Below are 24,698 nucleotides of genomic sequence, written 5' to 3' on the forward strand. Positions count from 1 at the left end.
CCCCCACGACGAACGGCCCGCCCGGAAATCGACCGGCCCGGCGACGAGATGTTCCTCTACGTTACGGCCGTGTCCGACGACCTCACCCTGCGCTGCGCCCGGGACCCGCGCGTGTCGATCACCTTCGCCGACCGCGAGCTCCGGCCGGACCCCCAGGACAGCGTGCTCACCTTCGCCGTCACCGTCGAGGCTCCCGGCCTGCGGGCGCGGGCCGGGAGCGTCACGCACTACGTGGACGGAATGGCCGTGGCCCAGTTCGTGGAGCGGCTCGACCTGCGCGGCTGGGACGGCGAGCTGTCCTGGACCAGCACGGACCGCGATATATCCGTGTGCGCGCTATATGACGGGCGCGGATATATGCGGCTGACCTGGTCGTTGTCGCCGTGGCGGAAGTCCGAGCAGGGCGAGTGGACCGCGTCGGTGACCCTCTGGCTGGAGGGCGGCTCCCGGGACCGGTTCGTGGCCGACCTGCTCGCCTTCCTCAGCCAGGGGGACCACCGGGGCGAAAATTAGCTCTTCGGGTACAGGTACTGCTCGGCCGGGATCACCGTGCCGCGCGCCCAGGCGTCGAAGAAGCCGCGCAGGTCCTTGCCGCTGACCTGCTGGGCCAGCGCCTCGAACTCGGGCCAGCTCGCGGTGTCGCCGTTGTGCTCGCGGACCCAGCGCATGAGCAGTCTGAAGAAGGCCTGGTCGCCGACGGTGCGCCGGAGCGCGTGCATCATCGCCGAGCCCAGTTGGACACCGGCGGCCTCGGCGGCGGCGTGGTGCGCGGCGACCAGTGCGCCCAGCAGGTCGGCCACCCGCAGCTGTTCGGGGTGCACGCGCAGCTTCCCGGCATCGGCCATGGCCAGGTCCTGCAAGTCGTCGATGATGCGCTGCAGCTGCCGGGACTCGGCCAGCAGGAAGGAGATCAGCGCCGCGTCGGGCTGGGTCACGCCGTCCTCGGCGGCCTCAAGCCAGCCGCGGATGTTGGACAGCGGGGTGCGCAGCTCGTGCGCGATGTCGCCAACCATGGCCTTGCGCAGCTCCTCCACCCGCGCCCGGCTCTCCGCCATCTCGTTGAAGGCCGCGGCCAGCCTGGCGATCTCGTCCCGGCCGGTGACCCGCACCCGCGCGGCGGCGTCGCCCTCCTTCATCCGCTGGGCCGCGCCGGTGAGCGCGCGCAGCGGGCGGACCAGGCGCAGCCCGGCGAGCACGGTGACCGCGACGGTGAACAGCAGCACCAGCGCGGCCACCCAGGCGATCCGGGCCTGGTCGGCCGGGGACAGGTCGAGCGCGGTGGCCGGGGCGCCGCTGGGGGTGGTGAGGTAGAGCAGCGCGGGCGGGGCGACGAACGGGTCCAGCTGTTCCTTGCGGGCGGCGGCGAGACAGCCGTCGAGGACCTCCTCGGGGGCGGCCACGGCCGGGCGGGTGGCGTACCAGCTGAGGTCCAGGCGCAGGGCGAGCGGGCCGATGCCGCGCCGGCCGAGGCAGTCGTTGAACAGGCCGGTGAGCTGGTTCAGCGCAGCCAGCTCGATGGGGCCGGGCTTGCCGAGGTCGAGCTGGGAGCAGCCGTTCACCGTCGGCGGGCTGACCGTGTCGATGATGGTGCGCCCGTTGGGTTTGGTGACCAGCTCGCCCGAGCCGGCGCGCTGCCGCACGCAGGGCAGCGCGGCCCGGGCGGCCAGCCAGGCGGTGGCGCCGACCGCGCACACCGCGATCAGCACGGAGGCGGCCAGCAGCCGCGCAAGCAGGCTAGTGCGCACCGCTGCGCTCGGTGTCGTCGGAGAGCTTGTAGCCCACGCCATAGACGGTGACCAGCCAGACGGGTTTGCGCGGGTCGGGTTCGAGCTTGCGGCGCAGGTTCATCACGTGCACGTCGATGGTGCGGCTGGTGATGTAGCGGTCGAACCCGTGCAGGCGTTCCAAGAGCTGTTCCCTGGTGAAGACGCGTTCCGGTTGCGCGGCAAGGGCTTCCAGCAGCCGGAACTCCCCCGGCGTGCATTCGATGAGCTCGCCGTCGCGGCGCACCTCGTGCCGCCGGGGGTCGAGTTCGACCGCGCCGACCTTCAGCACCGGTTCGGCTTCCGGCCTGCCGGTCCGGCCGCGGCGCAACAGGGTGCGCACCCTGGCCATCAGCTCGCGCGGGCTGAACGGCTTGGTCATGTAGTCGTCCGCGCGCAGGATCCGGCACACGTCCAGGCCGTCCAGCTCGGGCAGCATCACGTCGAGCACCAGCAGGTCAGGCTGTTGCCGCCGGACCTCGGCCAGCGCGGCGCGCCCGTCGCCGACCACCACGACCGAGTGCCGGTCGCCACTCGCGGGTGAGACCACGGGATCACGAACGGATCCTGACAGGTTCCTGACATTCCGGACGACGGCGACTTCCGTCCACTCAGGACTATTCCTGACGCCGAACCCGCTGGCTCAGGCGGGCTGGATCAGGTCGAACTTGTTGCCGTACAGGTCCTCGAACACCGCGACCGCGCCGTAGGCCTCGTGCCGCGGCTCCTCCGGGAACCGCACCCCGGCCGCGGTCATCCTGGCCGGCATGGCGGCAGTCTGTCACAGTCCGGGGGGCTGCCTCGTCCTGTGGTCATGCGACCGATTCTCACCCGCCTCGCCCTGGCCCTGTCCGCGCTCGCCAACGCCGTCGTCGGCCTGTGGGCCCTGCTGTGGCCGACCGCCTTCTACACCGAATTCCCCGGTTTCCGCACTGGCTGGGTGTCCGCCGACGGCCCGTTCAACCTGCACCTGCTGCACGACTTCGGCGGCCTCAACCTGGCACTGGCCATCACCGCCCTCGGCGCGCTGCACCTGGGCAGCCCGGTCGCCGCGCGCTGGGCGGGAGTGGCGATCCTGGCGTTCAACCTGCCGCACGCGCTGTTCCACACCCTGCACCTGCACCCGTTCCCGGCGCTCACCGACCAGGTGCTGATCATGGCCGCCACCTGGGGCGCGGTCGCGCTGGGCCTGGTGGCGCTGCTGGCGCCTACCCGGAGTACCACCTGACCGGATGGGTTTGCCCGCGCGAGCACCGGGAACGCCAGGTGCTACAGCGAATCCGCGGAGGCGAGCATGAAAGCTGTGACCTGGCACGGAAAGCGCGACATCCGCGTGGACACCGTGGCCGACCCGGCGCTCACCGAGCCCGACGACGTGATCGTGCGGATCACCTCATCCGGGATCTGCGGCTCGGACCTGCACCTGTACGAGGTGATGGGCCCGTTCCTGGACCCCGGTGACGTGCTCGGACACGAGCCGATGGGCGTCGTGCAGGAGGTCGGCCCGCAGGTGACCGCGGTCCAGCCCGGTGACCGGGTGGTGGTGCCGTTCAACGTCTCCTGCGGCACCTGCTTCATGTGCGGGCAGGGCCTGCACTCCCAGTGCGAGACCACCCAGGTCCGCGAGCAGGGCTCGGGCGCGGCGCTGTTCGGCTACACCAAGCTCTACGGCCAGGTGCCCGGCGGCCAGGCGGAGTACCTGCGGGTGCCCTTCGGCAACCAGCTGCCGATCAAGGTGCCGCAGGGCCCGTCGGACGACCGGTTCGTCTACCTCTCCGACGTGCTGCCCACCGCGTGGCAGGCGGTGGAGTACGCGGCGATCCCGCCGGGCGGCAGCGTCGCGGTGCTCGGGCTCGGGCCGATCGGCGACATGGCCACCCGGATCGCCAAACACCGTGGAGCGGAAAAGGTCTTCGGCCTGGACCTGGTGCCGGAACGGCTGGAACGGGCCAGCCGCAACGGGATCGAGGCCATCGACGTGCGCTCGGCCGACCTGCTGGAGCAGATCCGCGACCGCACCGACGGCCGCGGCCCGGACGCGGTGATCGACGCGGTCGGCATGGAGGCGCACGGTTCCCCGGTCGGCAAGGTCGCCCAGCAGCTCACCGGTCTGCTGCCGGACGCGCTGGCCGCCAAGCTGATGCGCACCGCGGGCGTGGACCGGTTGCACGCGCTGCACCTGGCCATCGAGCTGGTGCGGCGCGGCGGCACCATCTCGGTCTCCGGCGTCTACGGCGGCATGGCCGACCCGCTGCCGATGCTCACCCTGTTCGACAAGCAGATCCAGCTGCGCATGGGCCAGGCCAACGTGCACCGCTGGGTCAAGGACATCCTGCCGCTGCTGGGCGACGACGATCCGCTGGGCACCGAGTCCTTCGCCACCCACCGCGTCCCGCTGGCCGACGCGCCGCGCGCGTACGAGATGTTCCAGAAGAAGCAGGACGGCGCGATCAAGATCCTGCTGACGCCTTAGGCCGTGTCGCCAGAGCCCCGTCTGCGGGAGTCGTGATCGGCTTGGCCGCTGGCGGTGCGGCCGGGACGCCCTCATACCGGACGTATTCGGGCGTTCCGGCCGTGCCGCCAGCGGCCAAACCGGCGCGGCTACCGCGGGCGGGGCTCTGGCGACACGGCCTAACCCCAGCCCAGTCTGCCGCGCAGCCACTCGACGGCTGTGACGCCCTGCGCGCCTTGAAACGCGCGCAGGGTCGGCAGACCCGGCGGGTCCGGTTGCAGCGCACCGCGGACGAAGTACCCGGCGAGCCCGGCCAGCACCGCGTTCACCGCGTCCGGATCCGCCGTCGCCGCAACGGGATGAGCCAGGAACACCGGGTCCAGCTCCGGACCACCCTGCATGCGCACGCTGGGCAACAGCGCGAGCAGGTCGATCCAGGCCGCGCCCCGGCAGGCGTGCGGCCAGTCGACCACCACCACCCGGTCCTCGGTCAGCAGCAGGTTGTCCGCGCGCAGGTCCCCGTGCAGCAACGTGTTCCCGGCCGCCGCCCCGGGCCAGCGCGACTCCAGCTCGGCCAGCCGGTCCAGGTTCCGCCGCGACCACGGGTCCAGGCGGTCGTCGGGTTCGGCGGCCAGCCTGCGCCAGCCGGTGAAGTTGCGCGCGAACTTCTCCTGCGCGGTCGGCACTTCCAGCGGGCAGGGGGTGAGCGCGTCGGCCAACTCGGCCACCGCGGCCAGCACCCGGTCCAGCTCCCCGGCCAGCCAGGGCACCGAGGGCTGTCTGCCGTCGACGTCGGCGAACAGCAGCAGGGTCCAGCCGTCCTGGTCGAAACTGGCCAGCAGCTCCGGCACCGGGGCCACTGTGGACAGTCCACTGGAGACGATCGCCTCGGCCCGGTGCATCGGCGCGGCGAGTTTGTTGGTGTGCCAGTCCACTGCCTTCACGAACACCCGCCGCCCGTCGGCCAGCCGCAGCCGCGCCGCCACTCCAGGGGAGAACCCGCCGGTCTGGCTGGCCGCCTCGGCCACCGGCGCGCCGAGGAACTGCTCGACCGCGGCCCGCAGCGGGGCGGCCACCTCGGACCAGGCTCGGCGGCGACCGGTGGCGGCGGGGGCTGGCTGGCTCATGCCTCCATGGTGCCGGTACCGCCAAACAGGTTTCTTTCCGCCATTCCGGCCCGTGCTCGCGGCGCAGCAGCGATGATCAGGCGGTGACAGCGGGCTGGCAGCGGATCAAGGACGAGGCTCGGGTGCTGCGCGGCGAGGGCAGGCACGCCCGGCTGCGCAGACTGCTCCGCCAGGAGCTGCGGCGACACCCCGAGGACCCCGAGCTGCACGTCCAGCTCGGCCGGGCCGCCCTGTACCTCGGCAGGCTGGAGGAAGCCGAAGGGCACTTCCGGCGGGCCGCCGAGCTGGCCCCGGACTCCCCGCGCCCGCACGGCTGGCTGGCCGCGGTGCTGCACTGGCGCGCCCGCTACGACGAGGCGCTGGCCGGGCTGGCCACCGCCCGCGCCCGCTGGCCGGAGGACGCCGAGCTGCGCACCGCCCAGGCCCGGCTGCTCTACGGGCTCGCCGACTACCGGGCCGCGCTGGCGCTGACCGAACCGGTCGACCCCGCCGCGCCCGGCGGCGAGAGCTGCCTGGAATGGCGGCTGGCCGCGCTGCGCGCCCTGCACCGGCACCCGGAGGCCGAAGCGCTGGCCAGGGACTACCTCGCCGAGCGGCCCGAGGCGCTCGGCATCCACGAGGAGCTGGTGACCAGCCTGCGCGGGCAGGGCAGGCACACCGAGGCGGTCACCTGCTCCAGCGCGCTGCTGGCGCGGTACCCGCGCTGGATCACCGTGCTGCTCAACCACGCCGACACCCTCAACCTGGCCGGTCAGCGCCAGGCCGCGGCCGACCTGCTCGCCGAGCGGGTGCGCGAGCGGCCCGGTCAGCCCGCGCTGCGCAAAGGTCTCGGCACGGCCCTGGCCCGCCTGGGCCGGCCCGACCTCGCCGCCGAGCAGTACGCCGTCTCGGTCCGGCTGCACCCTGGGCAGACCTCCGCCTGGTGGCTGTGGGCCAGCTCGCTGCGCCAGGCCGACCGGTTGCCCGAGGCCCGCGAGGTGCTGGAGCGCGCGCTGCGCCTGCACCCGGCCGAGGTCGACATCCGCACCGAGTACGTCGAGCTGGTGGAGGCCGAACAGGACGCGGCGGCCGCGCTGCCGATCGCCGAAGCGACCCTCGGCCTGGACCCGGCCGACGACTGGGCGCCGCGGCTGGTGGCCAGGCTGCGCAAGCGGTGCGGGCAGCGGGAGGAGGCCGAGGCGCTGCTGCGCGAGCTGCTCGCGGCCCGGCCCGAGGATCCCGACTGCGTGCGCGCGCTGGGCTGGCACCTGCAGTCCACCGGCCGCACCGAGGAAGCGGTGGCGCTCTACCGCGCCACCCTGGACCGCACACCGTCCAATGTGGACATCAGCATCGCGCTCGCGCTGGCGCTGCGGGCACGGAACCGGGCCAGCGAGGCGGTCGCGGTGCTGCGTGCCTGCCTGACCCACCGGCCCCAGCACGCCGAGCTGTGGCAGGAGCTGGGCAGCGCACTGGAACTACACGGCGACCACGAGGCCGCGGCGCAGGCTCACCGCACCGCCACCGAGCTCGCGCCGTGGGAGGCCGACGCCTGGCACGCCCGGATCGGCCATCTGCTCACCCGCGGCCGTCACGCCGAAGCGGTGCCGCTGCTGACCACCGCGCTCACGCACTGCCCGGACGCCCCGCAGCTGCACCGCAAACGCATCGCCCTGCTACAGGACACCGCCGCCGACGAGGTCACCGAGGCGGCCCTGCGCGCGGCCATCGAACGCTTCCCCGACTCGCCGGAGTTCCCGCTGGACCTGGTGCGGCACCTCAGCTGGGCCGGCCGCCAGCAGGAAGCACTGTCCGAAGTGGACAGTCTGCTGGCCGGGGACCCGCGGCACGAGGACCTGCTGTACTGGCGGATCCAGCTGCTGTTCCAGCTGTACCGGCGCGGTGAGGGCAGGGCGGCCGCGGTGGCCGCGCACCAGGCCCTGCCGGAGTCCGCGCGGCTGAGCTTCCTGCACGCCTGGAGCCTGATCGAGATCGACCAGGAGGCCGAGGCCGAACCCGCGCTGGCCGCCGCGCACGCCGCGCACCCCGACGACCAGGTGATCCTGTGCGGCCTGGTCCGCTGCCTGCGCAGGCTGGGCCGCTGCGCGGAGACCGAACCCCTGCTGCGCACCGCGCTGGCCACCGCGCCCGCCGAGATCGACCTGCACCTCGAGCTCGCCTGGACGCTGGAGCAGCTGTTCCGCTTCGACGACGCGATCCTGGCCTGCGACCAGGCCCTGACCCTGGATCCCGAGCACAACGAGGCCTTCGGCGGCGCGATCCGGTTGCGCTACCAGGCAGGCCGGGCCGCCGAGGCGGACCGGATGGTCGCCGACGCGGTCAGCCGCAGGCCGTGGGATGCCGGGCTGTGGCAGGAGATCGCCACCGCCCGCCTGGCCGCGCGCAAGCTCGGCGAGGCGGTCGAAGCGGCCAGGAACGCCGTGGAGCGGACACCGGGCGACGCCACGCTGTGGCTGCTGCTGGTGCGGACGCTGACCGAGGCCGGCCGCCCGGCCGAGGCCGCCCAGGCCGCCGCCGACGGCATCCGGCTGCACCCGCGCAACCCCCGGCTGCGCAACCGGCAGGCCGGCGCGGTGCGCGCGCAGGGCCGGGAGGCCGAGGCGGAAACCCTGCTGCGCACCGCCTTCGCCGAACTGCCGGAGGTGACCTCGGTCGGCGTCGACCTGGTCAGCCACCTGCGCAGGCAGCACCGGCACGACGAGGCACTGGCTCTGCTGGATGTCTTGTCCGCCAAGGATCCCGGCCACCACTGGCTGCACTGGCTGCGGATCTGGACGCTGCGCGAGGCCCGCCGGTTCACCGAGGCCCGCGCCGCGGCGGACACCGCGCTGGAGCGGTTCCCGTGGTCCACCGAGCTGCGGGCGCAGCACGCCAGGCTGCTGGTGCGGGAAGGCCGGATCGAGGCGGCGCTGGCCGAGTACACCGAGATCAACCGGATCGACCCGGCCAACGAACAGGCGCTGTTCGGGCGGCTGAACTGCCTGGACTGGCTGGGCCGCACCGAGGAGGTCACCCGGGTGCTGCGCGCGGGCGCGCGGGCGCACCCGGACTGGGAGACGCTGCGGCTGGACGTGGTGCGGCTGGCACAGCGCCTCGGCCGGATCGAGGAAGCCTTCGCCGAGCTGGACCTCATCACCGCGCAGCTGCCGCCCAGCAGCGAGATCACGCAGGCCCGCGCCCGGTTGCTGTTCGACCGCAAGCGGTTCACCGAGGCCACCGAGGTGGTCGAGGAAGGGCTCCGGCGCTTTCCCCAGGACCACGACCTGATGCTGTTGCAGGGCAGCATCCTGGACGGCCAGACCCGCTACCCCGAGGCGCTGGCCTGCTTCGACCGGCTGCTCACGCTGGACCCGCTGGCCGCAGGCGCGATCACCGCCAAGTCCGCCACCCTGCGCTCCCTCGGCCGGTTCCGCGAGGCCAGGGAACTGGTGGAGACCGCGCTCGCGGCCCGGCCCAAGCAGCCCGAGCTGCTTGCCGAACGCGGCTGGGTGCACCGCGACCAGGGCCGCACCAGCCTGGCGCGCAAGGACTTCAGCCTGCTGCTGGAGCTGGCCGAGGACCCGGAGGACCGGGCCGAGGCGCTGCGCGGGCTCGGCTGGGTGGCCTTCGCCGACGGCGACTTCCCTGCCGCCGAGACCCACTTCCGCGCCGCCGCCGCGCTGGAACACGAGGACGCCGCGGTCAAGGGCGGCCTGGCCTGGACCCTGGTGCGCGGCGGCGAGCTGGAAGACGAGGAGGAAGCCGAACGGCTCTGCCTGGACATCCTGGCCCGCGACCCGGCCAACCTGCTCGCGCACACCTGCGCCGGCGTGCTCTACGCCCGCCAGCGCGACTATCCCCTCGCTGAGCACCACCTGCGGCGCACGGTGGAGCTGGACCCGTTCAACGGCAGCTACGTCGACCTCGGCGCGCTGCTGGCCCAGCTGGAACGCTTCGACGAGGCCGAAGAGCTCTTCGAGAAAGCCCTGGCGCGCAACTTCTACGACGCGCAGGCGCACATCGAGCTGGGCAGCCTGCTGCTGCAACGCGACCAGGACGGCACGGAGCCCGGCGCGGACGCCCGCACCGCCGCCCAGCACTTCCGGCAGGCGCTGCTGTGCGAACCACGCAGCGGCTCCGCCGCCATCGGCCTCGCCCTCGCGCTGGCCCGCTCCCCCGGCGACCTGGTCGCCGCCGAACGCGTGCTGCGCGAGGCGCTGGACCGCACCGACTGCGACCACCCGGCCTGGCGGCTGCACCTGACCCTGGCCCGGCTGCTCATCGAACGCGGCGACGCCACCCAGCGCCGCGAGTTCCACCTGGAGGCACTCGCCCTGGCACAGCAGGCGATCAGCGCGGCCAGTGCGGAGGCCGAACCGTACTTCGTGGCCGGGGTGGCCGCGTTCAAGATCGGCGAGGGCAGCCCCGAGGTGCAGGCCCGCCCGGCGCAGCGCCGTCGTGCGGTCCGGTTCCTGCGCCGCTGCCTGGAACGCGACCCCGGCCACGTGGAGGCGCGGCGGCTGGTGGAGCTGGCCACGCACAGCCTCGTGGTGGCCCGGCGCAGCCTGCTCGGCAGCGCCGCGCTGGTGCTGGTGGCGACCAGCCTGCTGGTCGCGCTGTGGGCCGGGTTCTTCTTCACCGCCAAGGTGAACACGGTCGTGCTGGCCACCCTCACCCCGGTGCTCATCGGCCTGGTCGCACTCGGCTTCCTGCTGCCACTGCTGGTGAAGCTCAAACTGCCCGGCGGGGTGGAGGCGGACCTGGCGGCCAGCATGAACCAGCTCTCCGCCGGACCCACCGGCGAGCTGAGCTACGGACCCGGCCGCCTGGTCGGGCACCGGGCCGAAGGCCGGCCGGACCGCTCGCTCAACTCCGGGCCACGCGGCGAGCTGCCCCGCCTGGGCTGAGCAAAGCCAAGCCCGCCAACACGATCGCCACCGCCACCGTCGCGGGCACGTGCGGCATCAGGGCCGAGGTGTACACCAGGTCGGTGACCGCGTGCGCCAGCGCCAGGATCGCGGCCAGCCAACTGCCGGCCAGCAGCAGCCACGGCCGATCCCTGGCCACCACCAGCGCGGCCAGCACCACCGCGGCGGCCACCGTCCAGATGACCGGGGCCCAGAGCTCGCGGGGCAGCATCACCAGGAACTGCGTCTGCGCCACCGAGGCCACCGTGGCCACCAGCACCGCGAACCCCCAGCGCCGCGGCCGCCCCGGCACCGTCAGCGGCGCCCGCCGCCAGGCGAGCACCGCCGCGAGCAGCGTGCAGACCAAGAGCACCCGGCCGGCCCAGGCCAGCCCGAGCGGGTTGTTGACCACCTGGAGCACCAGCGGCACCCCGGCCAGCGCCACCGCCAGCGGCGCGGCGTACCGGCGGCTCCGCAGCAGCCCGTGCAGCACCGCCAGCCACCCGGCCGCGAACACCAGGTCGCTCGCGATCCGGCCCGCGATCTCCTCACCCAGGCTGAACGACAGCGGCAGGCCCTCGAGCACTGGCGGCGTCCACAACTGACCCAGGAACAGCGCCGCGCCCACCGACCCCAGCAGCAGCGCCACCAGCGCCATCCCGGCCTGGACGAGCACCAGCATGCCCACCAGCGCCGCCGCGGCCGGACCGGTCACCGGCGTCACCACCCGCAGCCGCACCGCCAGCGCGAGCACCGAGAGCCGCTCCCGCAACGGCAGCACCCCGCGCTCGTCCACCGTGTCCAGCAGCGTCACCACCAGGTCCTCGCCGTGCGCGGCCCGGTAGTCCGCGGGCAGCACCCGCACCAGCCTGCGGCAGCTCTCCTCGGCCGGCTCCCCGATGTTCACGCCAGCCTCCCGGTGGCCCGGAACAACCGCCGCCGCACCAGCCGCTGCTTGGCCAGCTTCGCCCCCTCGGCCATCCGCTCCGCCGCGGTGCGCACCGCCTCGGCCCCCTCGTCGGTGAGCCGGTAGTAGCGCCGCAGCCGGGAGTTCTCCACCTCTTCCCGGTCCAGCGCGACCAGCCCCTGCCGCGCCAGCCGGTCCAGCAGCCCGTACAGCGTCCCCGCCGCCAGCTGGACCCGGTCGTCGGAGAGCGCCTTGACCTCCTGGATCAGCCCGTACCCGTGCCGGGGCTCGTCCGCCAGCGCGGTCAACACCAGAAACGCCTGCTCAGAGAGACTCTCCATGTCCCTGAATATACAGCGCGCCGATATATACGCAACCAGCTGATACCCGGTGGTGCGATCAGGTGAAGGGGATCCAGGACTGGTCGGCCAGGGAGTTGAGGTCCTGGCGTTTCACCCCGGAGGCGGACAGGGTCCACAGCGAGCCCGCGGCGACCAGGGAGCGGCGGACCGAGGCGTCCGAGCCAGCTGAGCGGTCCTGCGGGTGCGCCACCTGACCCACCTCAGCCACGGTCCCGCCACTGAGCCGCAGCACCAGTGCGCCACCGGCCGGGGGCAGCGCGCGGTCGCCGCGCGGGGCCGCCCAGCCCCGGCTCACCGGCAGCACCAGCAGGCCGCTCTGCTCCCAGTACAGGAAGGCGTGCGGGTCGAACTCGGCCTCGGAGAACGCGCCCGGCAGGTGGTGCTGGGCGATCCGGCGCGGGTTGGCCCGGTCGGCCACGTCGAACAGCGACACCTGGGTGCCCAGCGTCCGGCCCTGGTCGCTGGCCTCCTGGCCGACCCCGATCAGCCTGCCGTCGCCCGCGCGGTGCAGGTAGGCCGAGTAGCCGGTGATCTTGAGCTCGCCGACCGCGCGTGGTCGGCGCGGATCGCTGAGGTCCAGGGTGTACAGCGGGTCGGTCTGCCGGAAGGTGACCACGTAGCCGGTGTCGCCGAAGAAGCGCACCGCGTAGATCCGCTCCCCCTTGCCCAGCCCGTCCACCTTGCCGATCTCGGCGAGCTTGTCGCCCTGCCTGGCCAGCACGGTGACCGCGCTCTGCGAGTCGGGCACCTGGCGCGGCTGCGCGGTGCCCCGGGTCAGCGTGGTGGCGATCCGCAGGTTCCCGTTGTGCTCCGAGAGCGAGTACTGGTTGAGCAGCGCGCCCGGCACCTGCCCGGAGGCCAGGTACTTCGGCGGCGCGGAGCCGTCCACGCTGAACTGGTGCACCTGGGTGCGCGGCTCCGGCTGCGGCGCGACCTCCGCGCCCCCGCGCAACGGCACCGCGCGCGGCCACTGGTCGTCGGCGACGTAGAGGCTCTTCTCGTTGCCGTACACGGTGTTCCCGTCCGCGGCCACGGTCACCGGATCGCCCTTGCCCAGCGGCTTGTCCAGCGGCAGGGTCAGCACGGTGAGCATGGACCCGCCGCTGAACTTGCCAGGGTGGCTCACCTTCGCGCAGTCCACCAGCTGCCCCGAACTCTCACCGTCCGAAGTGGACAGTCGATAGCGCGGCAGCCAGTCGCCGATCGCGGAGTCCCGCACGATGTCCTGGTTGCGCCGCAGCGCCTGTTCGGCGGAGAGCGTGCCGTCCGGGTAGGCGAAGGGCAGCCGCGGCATCGAGCGCACCACCACCCTGGCCACCCCGCCGACCTGCCGGGCGTCCACATAGGACCCGTCCACATCCAGGCTGCCCAGGATCTTCGGCGCGCCGGAGAGGTCCACCAGCACCAGCTTGGCCGACCCGGTCGGCCAGTCCTCCCTGGGCGCCACCCTGGGCTGGGCCAGGCTCACCCCGGAGGTCATCACCAGCGCGCGGTCGCCGTGGGTGAGCAGTTGGGTGGCGGGCCCGTCCGGCAGTTCCAGCGTGCCGGTGACCTTGGCACTGGCCACATCGATCACCCGCAGCTTGCCGCCGACGATGGAGACCAGGCGTTTCCCGTCGTTCTTCACCAGGTCCGGCTCATCGGCGCCTGCCTCGTGCCGGTTGGTGGTGGAGAAGCCCTGGTCGGCGGACTTCTGACCCGAGCTCCGGTCCTCGACCGCGCCGGGGGTGTTCAGCTCCGCCCCGGTGCGCGCGTCAATGCCCGGTCGGCCCTGCTGGGCCAAGCCGTAGGCGCTGACCACCGCGGAGGCCGCGTCCCGGAACCCGGTCAGCGCGGCCGGGCAGGAGTCGTAGGCGACCAGCCGGACCGCCGCGTCGGACATCGCGGGCGGCGAGGTCTGGGCCAGTGGGCCGGACGCGGAGACCGCACCACCGGCCAGCACCCCGGCCACCACCGTCGTCACGCCGGCGCGCACCCAACCCGTTCTCGCTCCGCCCAGCTGTCTCATGTCCTCTGGACGGAGGACACCCCGGTTCGCGTTGCCTGGCGGCGCGAGAAAACCAGGTACAACCCGGCAGGCACGGCCAGCCCGAGCAGCCAGGCGATGTCCGCGCCACCCAGCAGCGGGGCCAGGAAACCGGTGAACACGCCCGGCACGTTGGCGAACGGGATCTGCACCAGCACCCCGGCCGCGTAGGCCATCAGCGCCGGTATACCCCACCGGCCGTATATACCGTCGGCGTCGTAGATCGCGGCCAAGTCGTAGCGCTCCCGGCGCACCGCGTAGAAGTCGATCAGGTTGATCGCGCTCCACGGGGTGAGGAAGTAGAGCAGGAACTCCAGGAACAGCACGAAGTTCTTCAGGAACTCGCCGCGGCCGAGGATGGCCAGCACCGCGCCGAGCACGGTGCCGCCGTAGGTCCACCAGAACGTGGCCCGCACCGAGGTCGCCGAGGGCAGGTAGCGGGAGGTGTCGGAGGTCTGCTTGCCAGGACCGACCGTTATACGGCCACGTAGGGCCTGAAGGTCAGCTGCCAGGAGGCGGTGAGCGAGAGCGCCAGCAGGAACTTGCCGAACTCCAGCCGGGGCGCGGCCAGCACCGCGCCGAGGTCCTGGGTGCCTACCAGCCGGATGGACAGGTACACGAACACCACCACCGACAGCGCGGAGGCCAGCCAGCCGAACCGGTGGATCAGCCAGTAGCCGATCACCGCGAACATCCCGGACAGCGCGGCGTAGAGCGCGATGCTGACGTCGATCGGCAGTCCGCTGAGCAGGGTGAGCGCGCCGGTGACGGCGGCGGTGACCTGCATGTTGGCCGCGAACCACAGCGTGAACAGGCTGCGCGGCCTGCCGTGCCGCTCCGCCTCGGGCACCGGGTCGATGGACCGCCCCTCGAACGCGGCCGCGGCGCGCACGCTCACCGTCATCAACACCTCCGAGGTCTGGACCGGCTCAGAGCCTATGCTCGAACCCGTGCCCCGACCCATCGCCACCAACACCCAGGTGGACCGCGACGCCCTGCTGGAGTTCCTCCGCCCCCGCCACCACGGCCTGCTGATCACCACCAGGGCCGGCGGCGGCCCGCAGGCCAGCCCGGTCTCCTGCGGGGTGGACACCGAGGGCCGGATCGTGGTCTCGACCTATCCGGACCGGGCCAAGGCCCGCAACGCCCGCCGGGACCCGCGCGGCAGCATCGTGGTGCTCTCCGATGACTGGAACGGCCCGTGGGTGCAGGTCGACGGCACCCTGGAGGTCATCGACCCGCCGGACTCGGTGGAGCCCCTGGTCGAGTACTTCCGCTGCATCTCCGGCGAGCACCCGGACTGGAACGAGTACCGCCAGGCCATGCGCGAGCAGGGCAAGTCGCTGCTGCGGCTCACGCCGGAGCGCTGGGGCCCGGTGGCCACCGGCGGTTTCCCGGCGCACCTGGCCTGAGCCTCAGTCCTGCCAAGGCGGTAGCTCGACACCGTCCTTGCCGAAGACCCGGTACTCCAGCACAACCTGGTGCCCGTCGCCGTCCTGGAACAGCCAGATCGTCAGCTCAGGTCCGGCGGAGAGCGAGAACTGGACGCCATCCCCGGCGACGATGGTGAGCTCGTCGCCGGGTTCCAGCCAGAACTGGCCGGGGTACGGCTCGATGTAGACGGCCAGCCGGTCCGTGCCGTGGTTGCGCACCGGCAGCCGCACGCTCATCCGGCGGCCCGGCCCACCGTGCTTTCCCTGACCTCCAGGGTGAACCCGGCCTGGAACTCCCGCGGCGGCATGTCCGCGCCGTTGATCCGCTCCAGCAGCATGCGCACCGCGACCGTGGCGATCTGCGCCTTGTCCGGTCGGATGGTGGTCAACGTCGGCGTGCTGAACCGGCCGTCCTCGATGTCGTCCACGCCGACCAGCGCCACGTCCTCCGGCACCCGCAGTCCCCTGGCCAGCAGGGTGCGCAGCGCGCCGAGGGCGAGCAGGTCGTTGAAGCAGAACACCGCGTCCGGCGGTTCGGCGCGGTCCAGCAGCGCGGCCATCGCCTGCGCGCCATCGGGGCGGTGGTAGCGCGGCACCGGCATGACCAGGTCCGGCTCCAGGGGCAGTCCCGCCGTGCCCAGCGCCTGGGCGTAGCCGGCCAGGCGCAGGTTGGAGGTGTCCTGGCCGATCACCGCCCTGGCCCCGATGGCGCCGATCCGGCGGCGGCCCAGGCCGATCAGGTGTTCGGTGGCGGCGCGCGCGGCGGCCACGTTGTCGATCACCACGTGGTCGGCGGCGCCCGGCCCGATCCGCTCGCCCAGCAGCACCACCGGCAGCTCCGCGCCCAGCCGGGCCAGGTCCTCGCCGTCGAGGGCGAGCGGGCTCAGGATCAGGCCGTCCACGGTGCGCGAGCGCAGGCCGGAGGCGATCAGCAGCTCCCGCTCCCGCCGACCCTCGGTCTGCTCGATCAACACCGCCCAGGACTGGGCCTCCGCGCTGCTGATGACCGATCTGGCCAGCTCGCTGAAGTAGGGTATGTCCAGTTCGGGCAGGGCGAGTGCGATGATGCCGGAGCGGCCGTAGCGCAGGTGCCGTGCGGTCAGGTTCGGCTGGTAGCCCAGCTCGGTGATGGCCTGCCGCACCTTGGCCCTGGTCTGCTCGCTGACGTGGGCGTAGTCGTTGACGACGTTGGACACCGTCTTCACCGACACGCCAGCGAGCGCGGCGACGTCTTTGAGGCTCACGCCCATGGCGGAGTACTTTACATCGTTGTAAAACGGTCGGGACGCGGGATCGTCACAATTTCACGCCTGTTCGGGTCACGTCCCCCGGAAGCATCTTTACATCGTTGTTTACAACGCTGTAGAAACCAGGTCGCGGCCGAGGGGGATTGGTCGTGCTGGGGGTTCTGGAGGCACCGTGTGGAGACGCAGTCGGGGGGCCGGCCCGCCGGGCAGCAGGGCGGACGGGTTTCTCGACCGACGGCGGTTCCTCCAGGGGACCGCTGCGCTCGCGCTGGGGCTGGGGACCGCCGGCGCGGGCGCATGCGGTCCGCCCCCGCCAGGAGCCGGGGCGCCGCTGAAGTTCTGGAACCTGTTCAACGGCGGTGACGGCGCCCGGATGGTGGAGCTGGTCGAGGCGTACCGCCAGGCCCGGCCGGGCACGCCGGTGCAGGCCACCACGCTGGCCTGGGGCACCCCGTACTACACCAAGCTGGCCATGGCCGCCGCGGGCGGCCGCGCGCCCGATGTGGCGGTGCTGCACCTGTCCCGGCTGGCCGGGTACGCCCCGGCCGGACTGCTGGACCCGTTCGACCCTGACCTGCTGGCCGAGTTCGGGCTCACCGCCGCGGACTTCCCGGCCACGGCGTGGGCCCGCGCCCAGCACCAGGGCCGCGTCTACGCGCTGCCGCTGGACACCCACCCGCTGGTGCTGTTCTACAACACCGAGATCTGCGGCCGGGCCGGCCTGCTCGGCCCGGACGGGCGGCTCAAGCCGATGCGCGGCGAGACACAGGTTTTGGACGCCTTCCGCGCGGCGAAGCGGGCCGGGGCGCAGCAGGGACTGGTGCTGGCGGTGTCCGCGGACATCAACCCGTGGCGGCTGTTCTGGACGCTGTACCGCCAGCAGGGCGGCGAGCTGTTCGACCCGTCGGCGACCAGGCTGGTGCTGGATGAGGCCAAGGCGCTGCGCGCGCTGCGGTTCCTGCGCACGCTGACCGTGGAGTCCGGGGTGGCCCGCGGCGATGTGAACAACAACGCCGCGGTGGCCATGTTCGGCAGCGGCCAGGCCGGGTTCTTCTGGAACGGGGAGTGGGAGCTGCCCACCTTCGTCGAACAGGACACTCCGTTCGACGTCATACCCTTCCCGGCGATATATGACACGGCCGGAGTGCACGGCGACTCGCACGCGCTGGTGCTGCCGCACCGCGACGACCGCGACCCGGCCCGCACCAGGGTCGCCCTGGACTTCGCCCGCTTCCTGCTCCAGCACAGCCTGACCTGGGCCAAGGGCGGCCACATCCCCGCCTACCGCCCGGTGGCCGAGAGCACGGCCTACGCCGAGCTGGGCCCGGCGGCCCGGTACGCCTCGGCCGCGGCCGACCTGGAGTTGGACCCGCCGTGCTGGTTCGGCGGGGCCGCCTCGGACCTGCAGAACCAGGCGGGCGCGGTGTTCAGCCAGATGTGCGCGGGCGGGCTGAGCCCGGAGGCGGCGCTCGGGGAGTTCAGCTCGGCCATGCGCACGCTGCTGGCCACACCGAGGCCGCAACTGTGAGCGGGCGCCGGCCGGGAGCCGCCGGGAGCCGGAGTCGATCTGCCGTGCGCGGCCGTCAGTGGTCCGGTTTCTGGTTCGTGGCCCCGTTCCTGCTGCTGTACCTGGCGTTCCTGGTGCTGCCGCTGCTGCTCGGGCTGAAGATGAGCTTCACCAACCAGAGCATCACCGGCGCGGGCTCGGACGCCTGGGTCGGCTTCGGCAACTACACCGAGCTGTTCGGCGATCCGGCGGTGTGGCGGTCGCTGTGGAACACGCTGGTCTTCACCCTGCTCAGCACCCCGCCGCTGGTGGCCATCGGCCTCGGCCTCGCCCTGCTGACGCACCGCAAACTGCCCGCCGCCTGGCTGTTCCGGCTGGCCTTCTTCGCCCCGTACGTGCTGCCGGTCTCGGTGGTGGTGCTGATCTGGACCTGGCTCTACCAACCGGGTTTCGGCCTGATCAACGACACCCTGGTGTGGCTGGGCCTTGGCGAGGTGGGCTGGCTCAGCGACAACGGCGTGCTGATGGTGTCCATTGTGGTCACCACGGTCTGGTGGACGGCAGGCTTCAACTACCTGCTCTACCTCGCCGGGCTGCAGGAGGTCCCGCGCGAGCTGCACGAGGCGGCCGCGCTGGACGGGGCGGGCGGCTGGGCGCGGCTGCGCTCGATCACGCTGCCACTGTTGCGCCGCACGCACGTGCTGGTGCTGGTGTTGCAGATCCTGGCCTCGCTCAAGGTCTTCGACCAGGTCTACCTGCTCACCGGCGGCACCAACCCCGAGGTGCGCAGCATCGTGCAGTACATCTACGAGAGCGGGTTCACCAACTTCCGGGTGGGTTACGCCGCGGCGATCTCCTACCTGTTCTTCGCGCTGATCCTGCTGCTGGCCGTGGTGCAGTTCCGGATCCTGCGGGCCAGGCAGGAGCGGATCACGTGAGCGCCTTCGACCGGGAGCGCCCGGCCGCGCGCACCGCCCGGTTCTCGGTGGCGCTGATGCTGGCGCTGATGTGGTTGCTGCCCTTGGGCTGGGCGCTGTCCACCGCGCTGCGACCGGAGGCCGACACCACCAAGATCCCGGTTAGCTGGCTGCCGGAACGCCCGACACTGGAAGCTTTCGGCCGGGTGCTGACCGAGACCGGGCTGCTCGGCTGGTTCGCCAACAGCCTGGTGGTCGGCGTGCTGGTGACCCTGCTGACCGTGCTGCTGGCCAGCATGGCCGCCTACGGCTTCGCGCGCACCGAGTTCCGCGGCCGCCGGGTGCTGCTGTGGGTGGTGCTGGCCGGGATCGTGGTGCCGCCGCAGGTGCTGATCGTGCCGCTGTTCAGCCAGCTGGTGGGGCTCGGCCTGGTGGACACCTACTGGGGCCTGGTGCTGCCGCAGATCGTGTTGCCCGCCATGGTGTTCGTGCTGAAGAAGTTCTTCGACGGCGTGCCGAGGGAAGTCGAGGAGGCGGCGCTGGTGGATGGCGCGAGCCGGTGGCGGATCTACTGGAGCATCATGCTGCCGCTGGCCCGTCCGGCGCTGGCCGCCGTCGCCATCTTCACCTTCGTCACCACCTGGAACAACTTCCTGTGGCCGTTCATCGTGGCCACCGACCCGGAGATGATGACCATCCCGGTCGGCCTGGCCTCGGTGCAGAGCAGCTACGGTCTGCGTTACGCCCAGGTGATGGCCTCCAGCCTGCTCGGCGGGCTGCCGCTGCTGCTGTTCTTCCTGGTGTTTCAGCGGCAGGTGGTGCGGGGAATCACCAGCGCGGGGATCAAGGGCTGAGGGAGGTCCGGCGTGCACCCGATCAACAGCCGCGTCATCCTGCGACCGAGGGATCCTCGGCGCAGCACCGAGTTCTACCGGGACACCCTCGGGCTGGCGATCGCGCGGGAGTTCCCCGGCGGCACGGTGTTCTTCCTCGGCCAGGGCTACCTGGAGGTCTCCGGGCACGGCGGTGAGGGCGGCGGCGGTGGCTTCGCGCTGTGGTTGCAGGTGCGCGACCTCGCGGCCACGCACCGGGAGCTGGCCGGGCGCGGGGTGGAGATCACCCGCGAGCCGAAGTGCGAGCCGTGGGGCCTGCACGAGATGTGGATCAGCGATCCGGACGGGGTGCGGATCGTGCTGGTGGAGGTGCCGGAAGGGCACCCGATCCGCAAAGACACCCGGCCGCCCGCTGACGAATGAGAAAAGCGATTCGCGGGCACCCGAAATAGCCCGGAGAATGTTTTTCGACCGGGTGGGGGAATTCCTCTCACATGGTGGGCGCTTTCCGCCGGTCACCCCGGGGCGCTGCTAGCCTCGGCACCGTGACCCTCCTGGTGTCCCGTATCCACGTCGACCTGCGACGTGTGACGGCCATGGCCTGTCGCCGCTCTCCCGCTGCCTGACCTTCTCGCGGGCCGCCGCGCCTTGCCGCACCTTGACCGGGCGTCGTCGCGGTCAGCACGATTCGGTATTCGCTCAATTCCCCCGGGAGTGCCGCCATGTCGTTGACCGATGTTTTCGAGGCCACGCGCAGCGCGGTCGCCGAGGATCCGTACCACGCCGGGGCGGTCTTCGACGCGCACTGCGCGGTGGTCGCCGGGACGGACACCAGGGTGCGGGTGCGCATCCGCGGCCACGAGCAGACCGCGGACGAGTGCGTGGCCCGCGGCGGCGCGGACGCCGGGCCGAACCCGGTGGAGTACGCGCTGGCCTCGCTGGGCTCCTGCCAGGTCCTCACCTACCAGTTCTGGGCCGCGCGACTGGGTATCCGGCTCAGCTCGGTGTCGGTGGAGGTCACCGGGGAGCTGGACCGGCGCGGGTTCTTCGGGCTCACCGAGCACACCAGGCCCGGGTTCACCGGCATCACGGTGCGGGTCCGGCTGGACGGGCCGGAGGCCAGGGAGCGCTACGAGCTGCTGCGCCAGGAGGTCGACCGGCACTCCCCGGTGCTGGACCTCTTCCGCGCGGAGACCCCGGTGGGCACCGAGCTGCGCTGAGCGCGGAAAATGCGGGGCATGGAACTGACCAAGCTGGACGCCGGCGAGCTGCCCGCCCCCCTGGCCGATCTGCGCAAGGCCTACGAGGAGCTGAAGGCGCAGAACCTGAAGCTGGACCTCACCAGGGGCAAGCCCGCCGCCGAGCAGCTCGACCTGGCCAACGAGCTGCTCACCTTGCCGGGCAAGGACATCTTCTCCGCCGGGGGCACCGACACCCGCAACTACGGTGGTCTGCTGGGTCTGCCGGAGCTGCGCGAGATCTTCAGCGGTCCGCTGGGCGTGCCGGTGCCGCAGCTGCTGGCGCTGGGCAACTCCAGCCTCGCGGTGATGCACGAGGCCATCGTGTTCTCACTGCTCAAGGGCCCGGTCGACGGTGAGCCGTGGGTGGGTCAGCAGGTCAAGTTCCTCTGCCCGGTGCCCGGTTACGACCGGCACTTCTCGCTGCTGGCGCAGTTCGGCATCGAGGCGGTGCCGGTGCCGATGACCGAGCACGGCCCCGACATGGACGTGGTGGAGCCCCTGGTCGCACAGGACGCCTCGATCAAGGGCATCTGGTGCGTGCCCAAGTACGCCAACCCCACCGGCGCGGTCTACGCCGAGGACACCGTGCGCCGCCTGGCCTCGATGCCGGCCGCGGCCAAGGACTTCCGGCTGTTCTGGGACAACGCCTACGCGCTGCACCACCTGACCGAGGAGTCCATCGAGATCGCCAACGTGCTGGAGCTGGCGACCGAGGCCGGGAACCCCAACCGCCCCTTCATCTTCGCCTCCTCCTCGAAGATCACCTTCGCCGGCGCGGGGGTGGCCTTCTTCGGCGGCTCGCCGGAGAACGTGGCCTGGCTGACCAAGAACCAGAGCTTCGGCACCATCGGCCCGGACAAGGTCAACCAGCTGCGGCACGTGGCCTTCCTCAAGGACACCGACGGCCTGCTGGCGCACATGGTCAAGCAGCGCGAGGTGATCGCGCCGAAGTTCGACATGGTGCTGCACATGCTCGAGAAGCGCCTCGGCGGCACCGGGGTGGCGACCTGGAGCAAGCCCAAGGGCGGCTACTTCATCAGCCTGGACGTGCTCGACGGCACCGCCAAGCGCGTGGTGCAACTGGCCAAGGAGGCCGGCATCGTGCTGACCCCGGCGGGCGCCACCTTCCCCGGCGGCAACGACCCGCGCGACCGCAACATCCGGCTGGCGCCGACCTTCCCGGAGATCCGCGAGGTCGCGCTGGCCATGGAGGGCGTGGTGACCTGCGTGCTGCTGGCCGCGGTGGAGAAGCTCAGCGGCAACTGATCCCCCGGCTCCCGCCCCGGTCGCGTCCGGCGCACCGGGGCGGGCCGGATTAGCCTTGGCCGCATGCGCGTCGTCATCGCCGGAGGCCACGGCCAGATCGCCCTCAAGCTCGAAGCCCTGCTCGCCGCCAGGGGCGACAGCGTGGCCGGGCTCATCCGCAACCCCGAGCACGCCGCGGACCTGCGCGCCGCCGGGGCCGAACCGGTGGAGCTGGACCTGGAGTCGGCCACCGTCGAGCAGGTGGCGGCCTGCCTGGCCGGGGCGGACGCGGTGGTCTTCGCCGCGGGCGCGGGCGGCAAGAAGTCGGCCGACGGCAGCGACCGCAAGCAGAACGTGGACCTCGGCGCGGCCGCCCTGCTGGCCGAGGCGGCCGAGCGGGCCGGGGTGCGCCGGTACCTGATGATCTCCTCCTACGGCGCGGACACCGACCCGCAGGGCGACTACCCGGCCAGCTTCGCCGACTACCTGCGGGCCAAGGGCCAGGCGGACGAAGACCTGCGCGGCCGGGACCTGGACTGGACCGTCCTGCGCCCGGTCACCCTGACCAACGAGGAGCCGACCGGCCTGGTCACCCTGGCGGCGAAGGTCGAACCCACCCAGGTCAGCAGGGCCGATGTGGCCGCGGTGCTGCTCGCCCTGCTGGACACCCCCGCCACCGCCGGTCTGACCGTGGAGCTCACCGCGGGCGATACCCCGGTCCAGGAGGCGGTCGCCACGATCGCCGGCTAGCCCGCGCTCCGGCATGACTTAGCTCGCAGTCCCCCGGGTTCGCGTCATGAACCCGGGGGAACGGGGTCACCCACTCAGGCGGACCCTGCCCCCGTTCGGAGGACGAGCAATGTCGGAGACACCCCCAGGAGCCGAGGTGCCCAGCGACGCTGAGCTGATCACCATGGTGAGGGCCGGTGTCACCGACGGTTACGGCGAGCTGTACCGGCGGCACGTCGGCTCCGCGACCGCCTTCGCCCGCCAGCTGGCCAGCGCCGCCAGCGAGGTGGACGACCTGGTCGCCGAGGCGTTCACCAAGGTCCTGGACGCGCTGCGGGCAGGCAAGGGCCCGGAGCTGGCGTTCCGGTCCTACCTGCTGACCACCCTGCGCAACATCGCCTACGAACGGCACCGGCGGGCCAAGCCGGTCACCCTCAGCGACGACCTGGGCGAGGTCCCGGACCAGGTGGAGACCCAGGCCAGTGTGTTCGAGGACATCGAGCGCTCACTGGCCGCCAAGGCCTTCCAGCGGCTGCCGGAACGCTGGCAAGCGGTGCTCTGGTACACCGAGATCGAGGGCCACAACCCCGCAGAGGTCGCGCCCCTGCTCGGCCTCAACCCCAACGGCGTCTCCGCACTGGCCTACCGCGCCCGCGAGGGCCTGCGCCAGGCCTACCTGCAGGTCCACCTGGCGGACACGGACAACGGCCGCTGCCGCGCCACGGTCGAGCGACTGGGCGCCTGGACCAGGAGCCGGTTGTCCAAGCGCGAGGCGGCGCAGGTGGAGACGCACCTGGACACCTGCGAGCAGTGCCGGGCACTGGCGGCGGAACTGGTGGACCTCAACGGCGCGCTGCGGGCGGCGGCTGGGCCGTTGGTGCTGGGTGCCGGGGCGGCGGGATATCTGGCGGCCGCGGCGAGCGACGGCGGGCTCGGCGGGGCGGCCGGCGCGGGCGCGGCCGGAGCGAGCGGCGGCGCGGCTGGCACGGGCGGAGCGGGCAGTGCGGGCAGCGCGGGCGGCAACGGAATCGCGGGCGGCGGGGGCGCTGGCGGTTCGGGCGGCGGTGCTGGCGGCGCGGGCGGGGCCGGCGGCGCGAGCGGGGCCGGCGGTTCCGGCGGCGGCGCGGGCGGGGCTGGCGGGTCCGGCGGTGGGGCAGGCGCGGGCGGGGCTGGCGGCCCACTGGGCCAGTCCTGGTCGGCGCTGGTCGCGGTCGCGGCCGGAGTGGGCGCGGTGAGCATCGCGCTCGCCGCCCAACCCTCCGAAGCCGCCCAGCCCCGGGTCCAGACCCCCCTGATGTCCCTCCCCACCCCACCAAGCGTGGCCCCCTCCACCCAGCCCACCACCCCACCACCCCCGGCCACTCCTCCGTCAACCACCACCCCACCCACGCCGACTCCCACCACCTCACCCACCACCCCGCTCCCACCCCGGACGCCGACCAGCGCCGCAACCCCCACCGCGCCTCCCCCGACCACCACGCCTCCCCCGACCACCATCACGCCTCCGCCCACCACCACCCCGCCACCGACCACCACTCCCCCGCCGCCGGCCCAGGCCCGGCTGGTCGCCAGCGCCGAGTCCACCCGGACGCATCCCGGTGGCACCGCGCGGTACTCGCTGACCGTGCGCAACCTCGGCACCGCCGCCTCCGAGCCGGTGCGGGTCCGGTTGTCCCTGCCCGAGTGGGTCATCGCGCGGGGCGGCGACGGCACCCGGTGCGCGCAGCAGGGCCGGGTGGCCGTGTGCTCGGTCAGCGGAGCGCTCGCCCCGGGCGCCCAGGTGACGGTGCGGATCTCCTTGCACGTCAGCGTGTTCAGCCCCGGGGGCGAGGTGTCCGGGACGGTGTCGGCCGGGGACCTGCGCGCGCCGGTGGCCCCGGTGCGGGTGGGTAGCCGGTTCGGCTTCTGAGCCCGGACCCGAATGGTCTAGACCCATTGACGTCCGTGGCCGGTCGTCCTAACTTCGGTGCAACGTCGGGAACTCCGATCCGCCGCTGGTTCTTCAGTTCCGCCGCGCGCTCCG

The 24,698-nt window shown here is 72.7% G+C and carries 24 protein-coding genes; 13 read left to right on the forward strand and 11 right to left on the reverse strand.

Translation table 11 applies throughout. The features are described from left to right. The first annotated feature begins 69 nt into the window (after positions 1-69). Positions 70-513 carry a DUF6228 family protein gene (locus tag M8C13_RS29240; protein ID WP_252483944.1) on the forward strand — a complete coding sequence of 148 codons (444 nt, stop codon included), beginning with the start codon at positions 70-72 and terminating at the stop codon, positions 511-513. Here M8C13_RS29240 and M8C13_RS29245 read toward each other — a convergent pair. From M8C13_RS29245 to M8C13_RS44750, 3 genes are all read right to left on the reverse strand, one after another. Then, positions 510-1,745 carry a histidine kinase dimerization/phospho-acceptor domain-containing protein gene (locus M8C13_RS29245; protein WP_252483945.1) on the reverse strand — a complete coding sequence of 412 codons (1,236 nt, stop codon included), beginning with the start codon at positions 1,743-1,745 and terminating at the stop codon, positions 510-512. The genes M8C13_RS29240 and M8C13_RS29245 overlap by 4 nt on opposite strands. Continuing rightward, the gene (locus M8C13_RS29250; RefSeq protein WP_252483946.1) at positions 1,735-2,313 is read right to left on the reverse strand and encodes a response regulator transcription factor; all 579 of its coding nucleotides are present in this window, start codon (positions 2,311-2,313) and stop codon (positions 1,735-1,737) included. The genes M8C13_RS29245 and M8C13_RS29250 overlap by 11 nt, the downstream gene beginning before the upstream one ends. A 93-nt stretch (positions 2,314-2,406) precedes the next feature. Next, the gene (locus M8C13_RS44750; protein ID WP_256509881.1) at positions 2,407-2,532 is read right to left on the reverse strand and encodes a hypothetical protein; all 126 of its coding nucleotides are present in this window, start codon (positions 2,530-2,532) and stop codon (positions 2,407-2,409) included. Between the two features lie 45 nt (positions 2,533-2,577). Here M8C13_RS44750 and M8C13_RS29255 point away from each other — a divergent pair, with 45 nt between their 5' ends. Beyond that, positions 2,578-2,991 carry a hypothetical protein gene (locus tag M8C13_RS29255; RefSeq protein WP_252483947.1) on the forward strand — a complete coding sequence of 138 codons (414 nt, stop codon included), beginning with the start codon at positions 2,578-2,580 and terminating at the stop codon, positions 2,989-2,991. 66 nt (positions 2,992-3,057) lie between these two features. Beyond that, entirely contained in the window at positions 3,058-4,236 is a 1,179-nt protein-coding gene (locus M8C13_RS29260) for a zinc-dependent alcohol dehydrogenase (protein ID WP_252483948.1), read from the forward strand. A gap of 158 nt (positions 4,237-4,394) precedes the next feature. On the opposite strand, the gene M8C13_RS29265 is transcribed toward M8C13_RS29260, so the two are convergent. Continuing rightward, a complete protein-coding gene (locus M8C13_RS29265; protein ID WP_252483949.1) occupies positions 4,395-5,342 on the reverse strand; it encodes an aminoglycoside phosphotransferase family protein in 948 nt (315 codons plus the stop codon). 83 nt (positions 5,343-5,425) lie between these two features. Here M8C13_RS29265 and M8C13_RS29270 point away from each other — a divergent pair, with 83 nt between their 5' ends. Next, a complete protein-coding gene (locus M8C13_RS29270) occupies positions 5,426-10,228 on the forward strand; it encodes a tetratricopeptide repeat protein (protein WP_252483950.1) in 4,803 nt (1,600 codons plus the stop codon). On the opposite strand, the gene M8C13_RS29275 is transcribed toward M8C13_RS29270, so the two are convergent. From M8C13_RS29275 to M8C13_RS29295, 5 genes are read right to left on the reverse strand one after another with little or no spacing between them, the layout of a single operon-like run. After that, positions 10,188-11,135, reverse strand: a complete 948-nt coding sequence (locus tag M8C13_RS29275) for a hypothetical protein (protein WP_252483951.1) — start codon at positions 11,133-11,135, stop codon at positions 10,188-10,190. The two genes, M8C13_RS29270 and M8C13_RS29275, sit on opposite strands and share 41 nt — an antisense overlap. Beyond that, positions 11,132-11,476 carry a PadR family transcriptional regulator gene (locus tag M8C13_RS29280; RefSeq protein WP_252483952.1) on the reverse strand — a complete coding sequence of 115 codons (345 nt, stop codon included), beginning with the start codon at positions 11,474-11,476 and terminating at the stop codon, positions 11,132-11,134. Before M8C13_RS29280 ends, M8C13_RS29275 begins: the two co-directional genes overlap by 4 nt. A 58-nt stretch (positions 11,477-11,534) precedes the next feature. Continuing rightward, positions 11,535-13,460 (reverse strand): beta-propeller domain-containing protein, encoded by a 1,926-nt coding sequence (locus M8C13_RS29285; protein ID WP_252483953.1) that lies wholly within the window; start codon positions 13,458-13,460, stop codon positions 11,535-11,537. Between the two features lie 41 nt (positions 13,461-13,501). Further along, positions 13,502-13,939 (reverse strand): cytosine permease, encoded by a 438-nt coding sequence (locus tag M8C13_RS29290; RefSeq protein WP_252483954.1) that lies wholly within the window; start codon positions 13,937-13,939, stop codon positions 13,502-13,504. A 59-nt stretch (positions 13,940-13,998) separates the two neighbouring features. Further along, entirely contained in the window at positions 13,999-14,427 is a 429-nt protein-coding gene (locus M8C13_RS29295; protein ID WP_252483955.1) for a cytosine permease, read from the reverse strand. 46 nt (positions 14,428-14,473) lie between these two features. On the opposite strand from M8C13_RS29295, the gene M8C13_RS29300 reads away from it, so the two are divergent. After that, a complete protein-coding gene (locus M8C13_RS29300; RefSeq protein WP_252483956.1) occupies positions 14,474-14,935 on the forward strand; it encodes a PPOX class F420-dependent oxidoreductase in 462 nt (153 codons plus the stop codon). Between the two features lie 3 nt (positions 14,936-14,938). Here the strand turns inward: M8C13_RS29300 and M8C13_RS29305 are convergent, their stop codons facing one another. Both M8C13_RS29305 and M8C13_RS29310 read right to left on the reverse strand, forming a co-directional pair. After that, the gene (locus M8C13_RS29305; RefSeq protein WP_252483957.1) at positions 14,939-15,193 is read right to left on the reverse strand and encodes a hypothetical protein; all 255 of its coding nucleotides are present in this window, start codon (positions 15,191-15,193) and stop codon (positions 14,939-14,941) included. Next, positions 15,190-16,206: a LacI family DNA-binding transcriptional regulator gene (locus tag M8C13_RS29310; protein ID WP_252483958.1), complete on the reverse strand. Its 1,017-nt coding sequence runs from the start codon at positions 16,204-16,206 to the stop codon at positions 15,190-15,192. The genes M8C13_RS29305 and M8C13_RS29310 overlap by 4 nt, the downstream gene beginning before the upstream one ends. Positions 16,207-16,375: 169 nt before the next feature. Between M8C13_RS29310 and M8C13_RS29315 the strand changes: the two genes are divergently transcribed. The 8 genes from M8C13_RS29315 to M8C13_RS29350 all read left to right on the forward strand — a co-directional run bounded on the left by M8C13_RS29315 (position 16,376) and on the right by M8C13_RS29350 (position 24,584). Next, on the forward strand, positions 16,376-17,731 hold the full coding sequence (locus M8C13_RS29315; protein ID WP_252483959.1) for an extracellular solute-binding protein: 1,356 nt from the start codon (positions 16,376-16,378) through the stop codon (positions 17,729-17,731). Positions 17,732-17,775: 44 nt separating this feature from the next. Beyond that, positions 17,776-18,648, forward strand: a complete 873-nt coding sequence (locus tag M8C13_RS29320; protein WP_252483960.1) for a carbohydrate ABC transporter permease — start codon at positions 17,776-17,778, stop codon at positions 18,646-18,648. Next, on the forward strand, positions 18,645-19,481 hold the full coding sequence (locus M8C13_RS29325; RefSeq protein WP_252483961.1) for a carbohydrate ABC transporter permease: 837 nt from the start codon (positions 18,645-18,647) through the stop codon (positions 19,479-19,481). The genes M8C13_RS29320 and M8C13_RS29325 overlap by 4 nt, the downstream gene beginning before the upstream one ends. A 12-nt stretch (positions 19,482-19,493) precedes the next feature. Then, a complete protein-coding gene (locus M8C13_RS29330; protein ID WP_252483962.1) occupies positions 19,494-19,883 on the forward strand; it encodes a VOC family protein in 390 nt (129 codons plus the stop codon). Positions 19,884-20,182: 299 nt separating this feature from the next. After that, on the forward strand, positions 20,183-20,680 hold the full coding sequence (locus tag M8C13_RS29335) for an OsmC family protein (RefSeq protein ID WP_252483963.1): 498 nt from the start codon (positions 20,183-20,185) through the stop codon (positions 20,678-20,680). 18 nt (positions 20,681-20,698) lie between these two features. Further along, a complete protein-coding gene (locus tag M8C13_RS29340) occupies positions 20,699-21,967 on the forward strand; it encodes an aminotransferase class I/II-fold pyridoxal phosphate-dependent enzyme (protein ID WP_252483964.1) in 1,269 nt (422 codons plus the stop codon). 63 nt (positions 21,968-22,030) lie between these two features. After that, on the forward strand, positions 22,031-22,696 hold the full coding sequence (locus M8C13_RS29345; protein WP_252483965.1) for an NAD(P)H-binding protein: 666 nt from the start codon (positions 22,031-22,033) through the stop codon (positions 22,694-22,696). A gap of 109 nt (positions 22,697-22,805) precedes the next feature. After that, entirely contained in the window at positions 22,806-24,584 is a 1,779-nt protein-coding gene (locus tag M8C13_RS29350; RefSeq protein WP_252483966.1) for a sigma-70 family RNA polymerase sigma factor, read from the forward strand. Positions 24,585-24,698: the final 114 nt, after the last annotated feature.

Origin of the sequence: Crossiella sp. SN42 (assembly GCF_023897065.1) — a bacterium.
Classification (GTDB): domain Bacteria; phylum Actinomycetota; class Actinomycetes; order Mycobacteriales; family Pseudonocardiaceae; genus Crossiella.

What these genes read in the sequence shown, in the direction of transcription:
- M8C13_RS29260 (WP_252483948.1), top strand. Translation starts at nt 3,058, where the DNA reads ATGAAAGCTGTGACCTGGCACGGAAAGCGCGACATCCGCGTGGACACC.
- M8C13_RS44750 (WP_256509881.1), bottom strand. Translation starts at nt 2,532, where the DNA reads ATGCCGGCCAGGATGACCGCGGCCGGGGTGCGGTTCCCGGAGGAGCCG.
- M8C13_RS29350 (WP_252483966.1), top strand. Translation starts at nt 22,806, where the DNA reads ATGTCGGAGACACCCCCAGGAGCCGAGGTGCCCAGCGACGCTGAGCTG.
- M8C13_RS29265 (WP_252483949.1), bottom strand. Translation starts at nt 5,342, where the DNA reads ATGAGCCAGCCAGCCCCCGCCGCCACCGGTCGCCGCCGAGCCTGGTCC.
- M8C13_RS29340 (WP_252483964.1), top strand. Translation starts at nt 20,699, where the DNA reads ATGGAACTGACCAAGCTGGACGCCGGCGAGCTGCCCGCCCCCCTGGCC.
- M8C13_RS29345 (WP_252483965.1), top strand. Translation starts at nt 22,031, where the DNA reads ATGCGCGTCGTCATCGCCGGAGGCCACGGCCAGATCGCCCTCAAGCTC.
- M8C13_RS29310 (WP_252483958.1), bottom strand. Translation starts at nt 16,206, where the DNA reads ATGGGCGTGAGCCTCAAAGACGTCGCCGCGCTCGCTGGCGTGTCGGTG.
- M8C13_RS29280 (WP_252483952.1), bottom strand. Translation starts at nt 11,476, where the DNA reads ATGGAGAGTCTCTCTGAGCAGGCGTTTCTGGTGTTGACCGCGCTGGCG.
- M8C13_RS29335 (WP_252483963.1), top strand. Translation starts at nt 20,183, where the DNA reads ATGTCGTTGACCGATGTTTTCGAGGCCACGCGCAGCGCGGTCGCCGAG.
- M8C13_RS29295 (WP_252483955.1), bottom strand. Translation starts at nt 14,427, where the DNA reads ATGACGGTGAGCGTGCGCGCCGCGGCCGCGTTCGAGGGGCGGTCCATC.
- M8C13_RS29305 (WP_252483957.1), bottom strand. Translation starts at nt 15,193, where the DNA reads ATGAGCGTGCGGCTGCCGGTGCGCAACCACGGCACGGACCGGCTGGCC.
- M8C13_RS29255 (WP_252483947.1), top strand. Translation starts at nt 2,578, where the DNA reads ATGCGACCGATTCTCACCCGCCTCGCCCTGGCCCTGTCCGCGCTCGCC.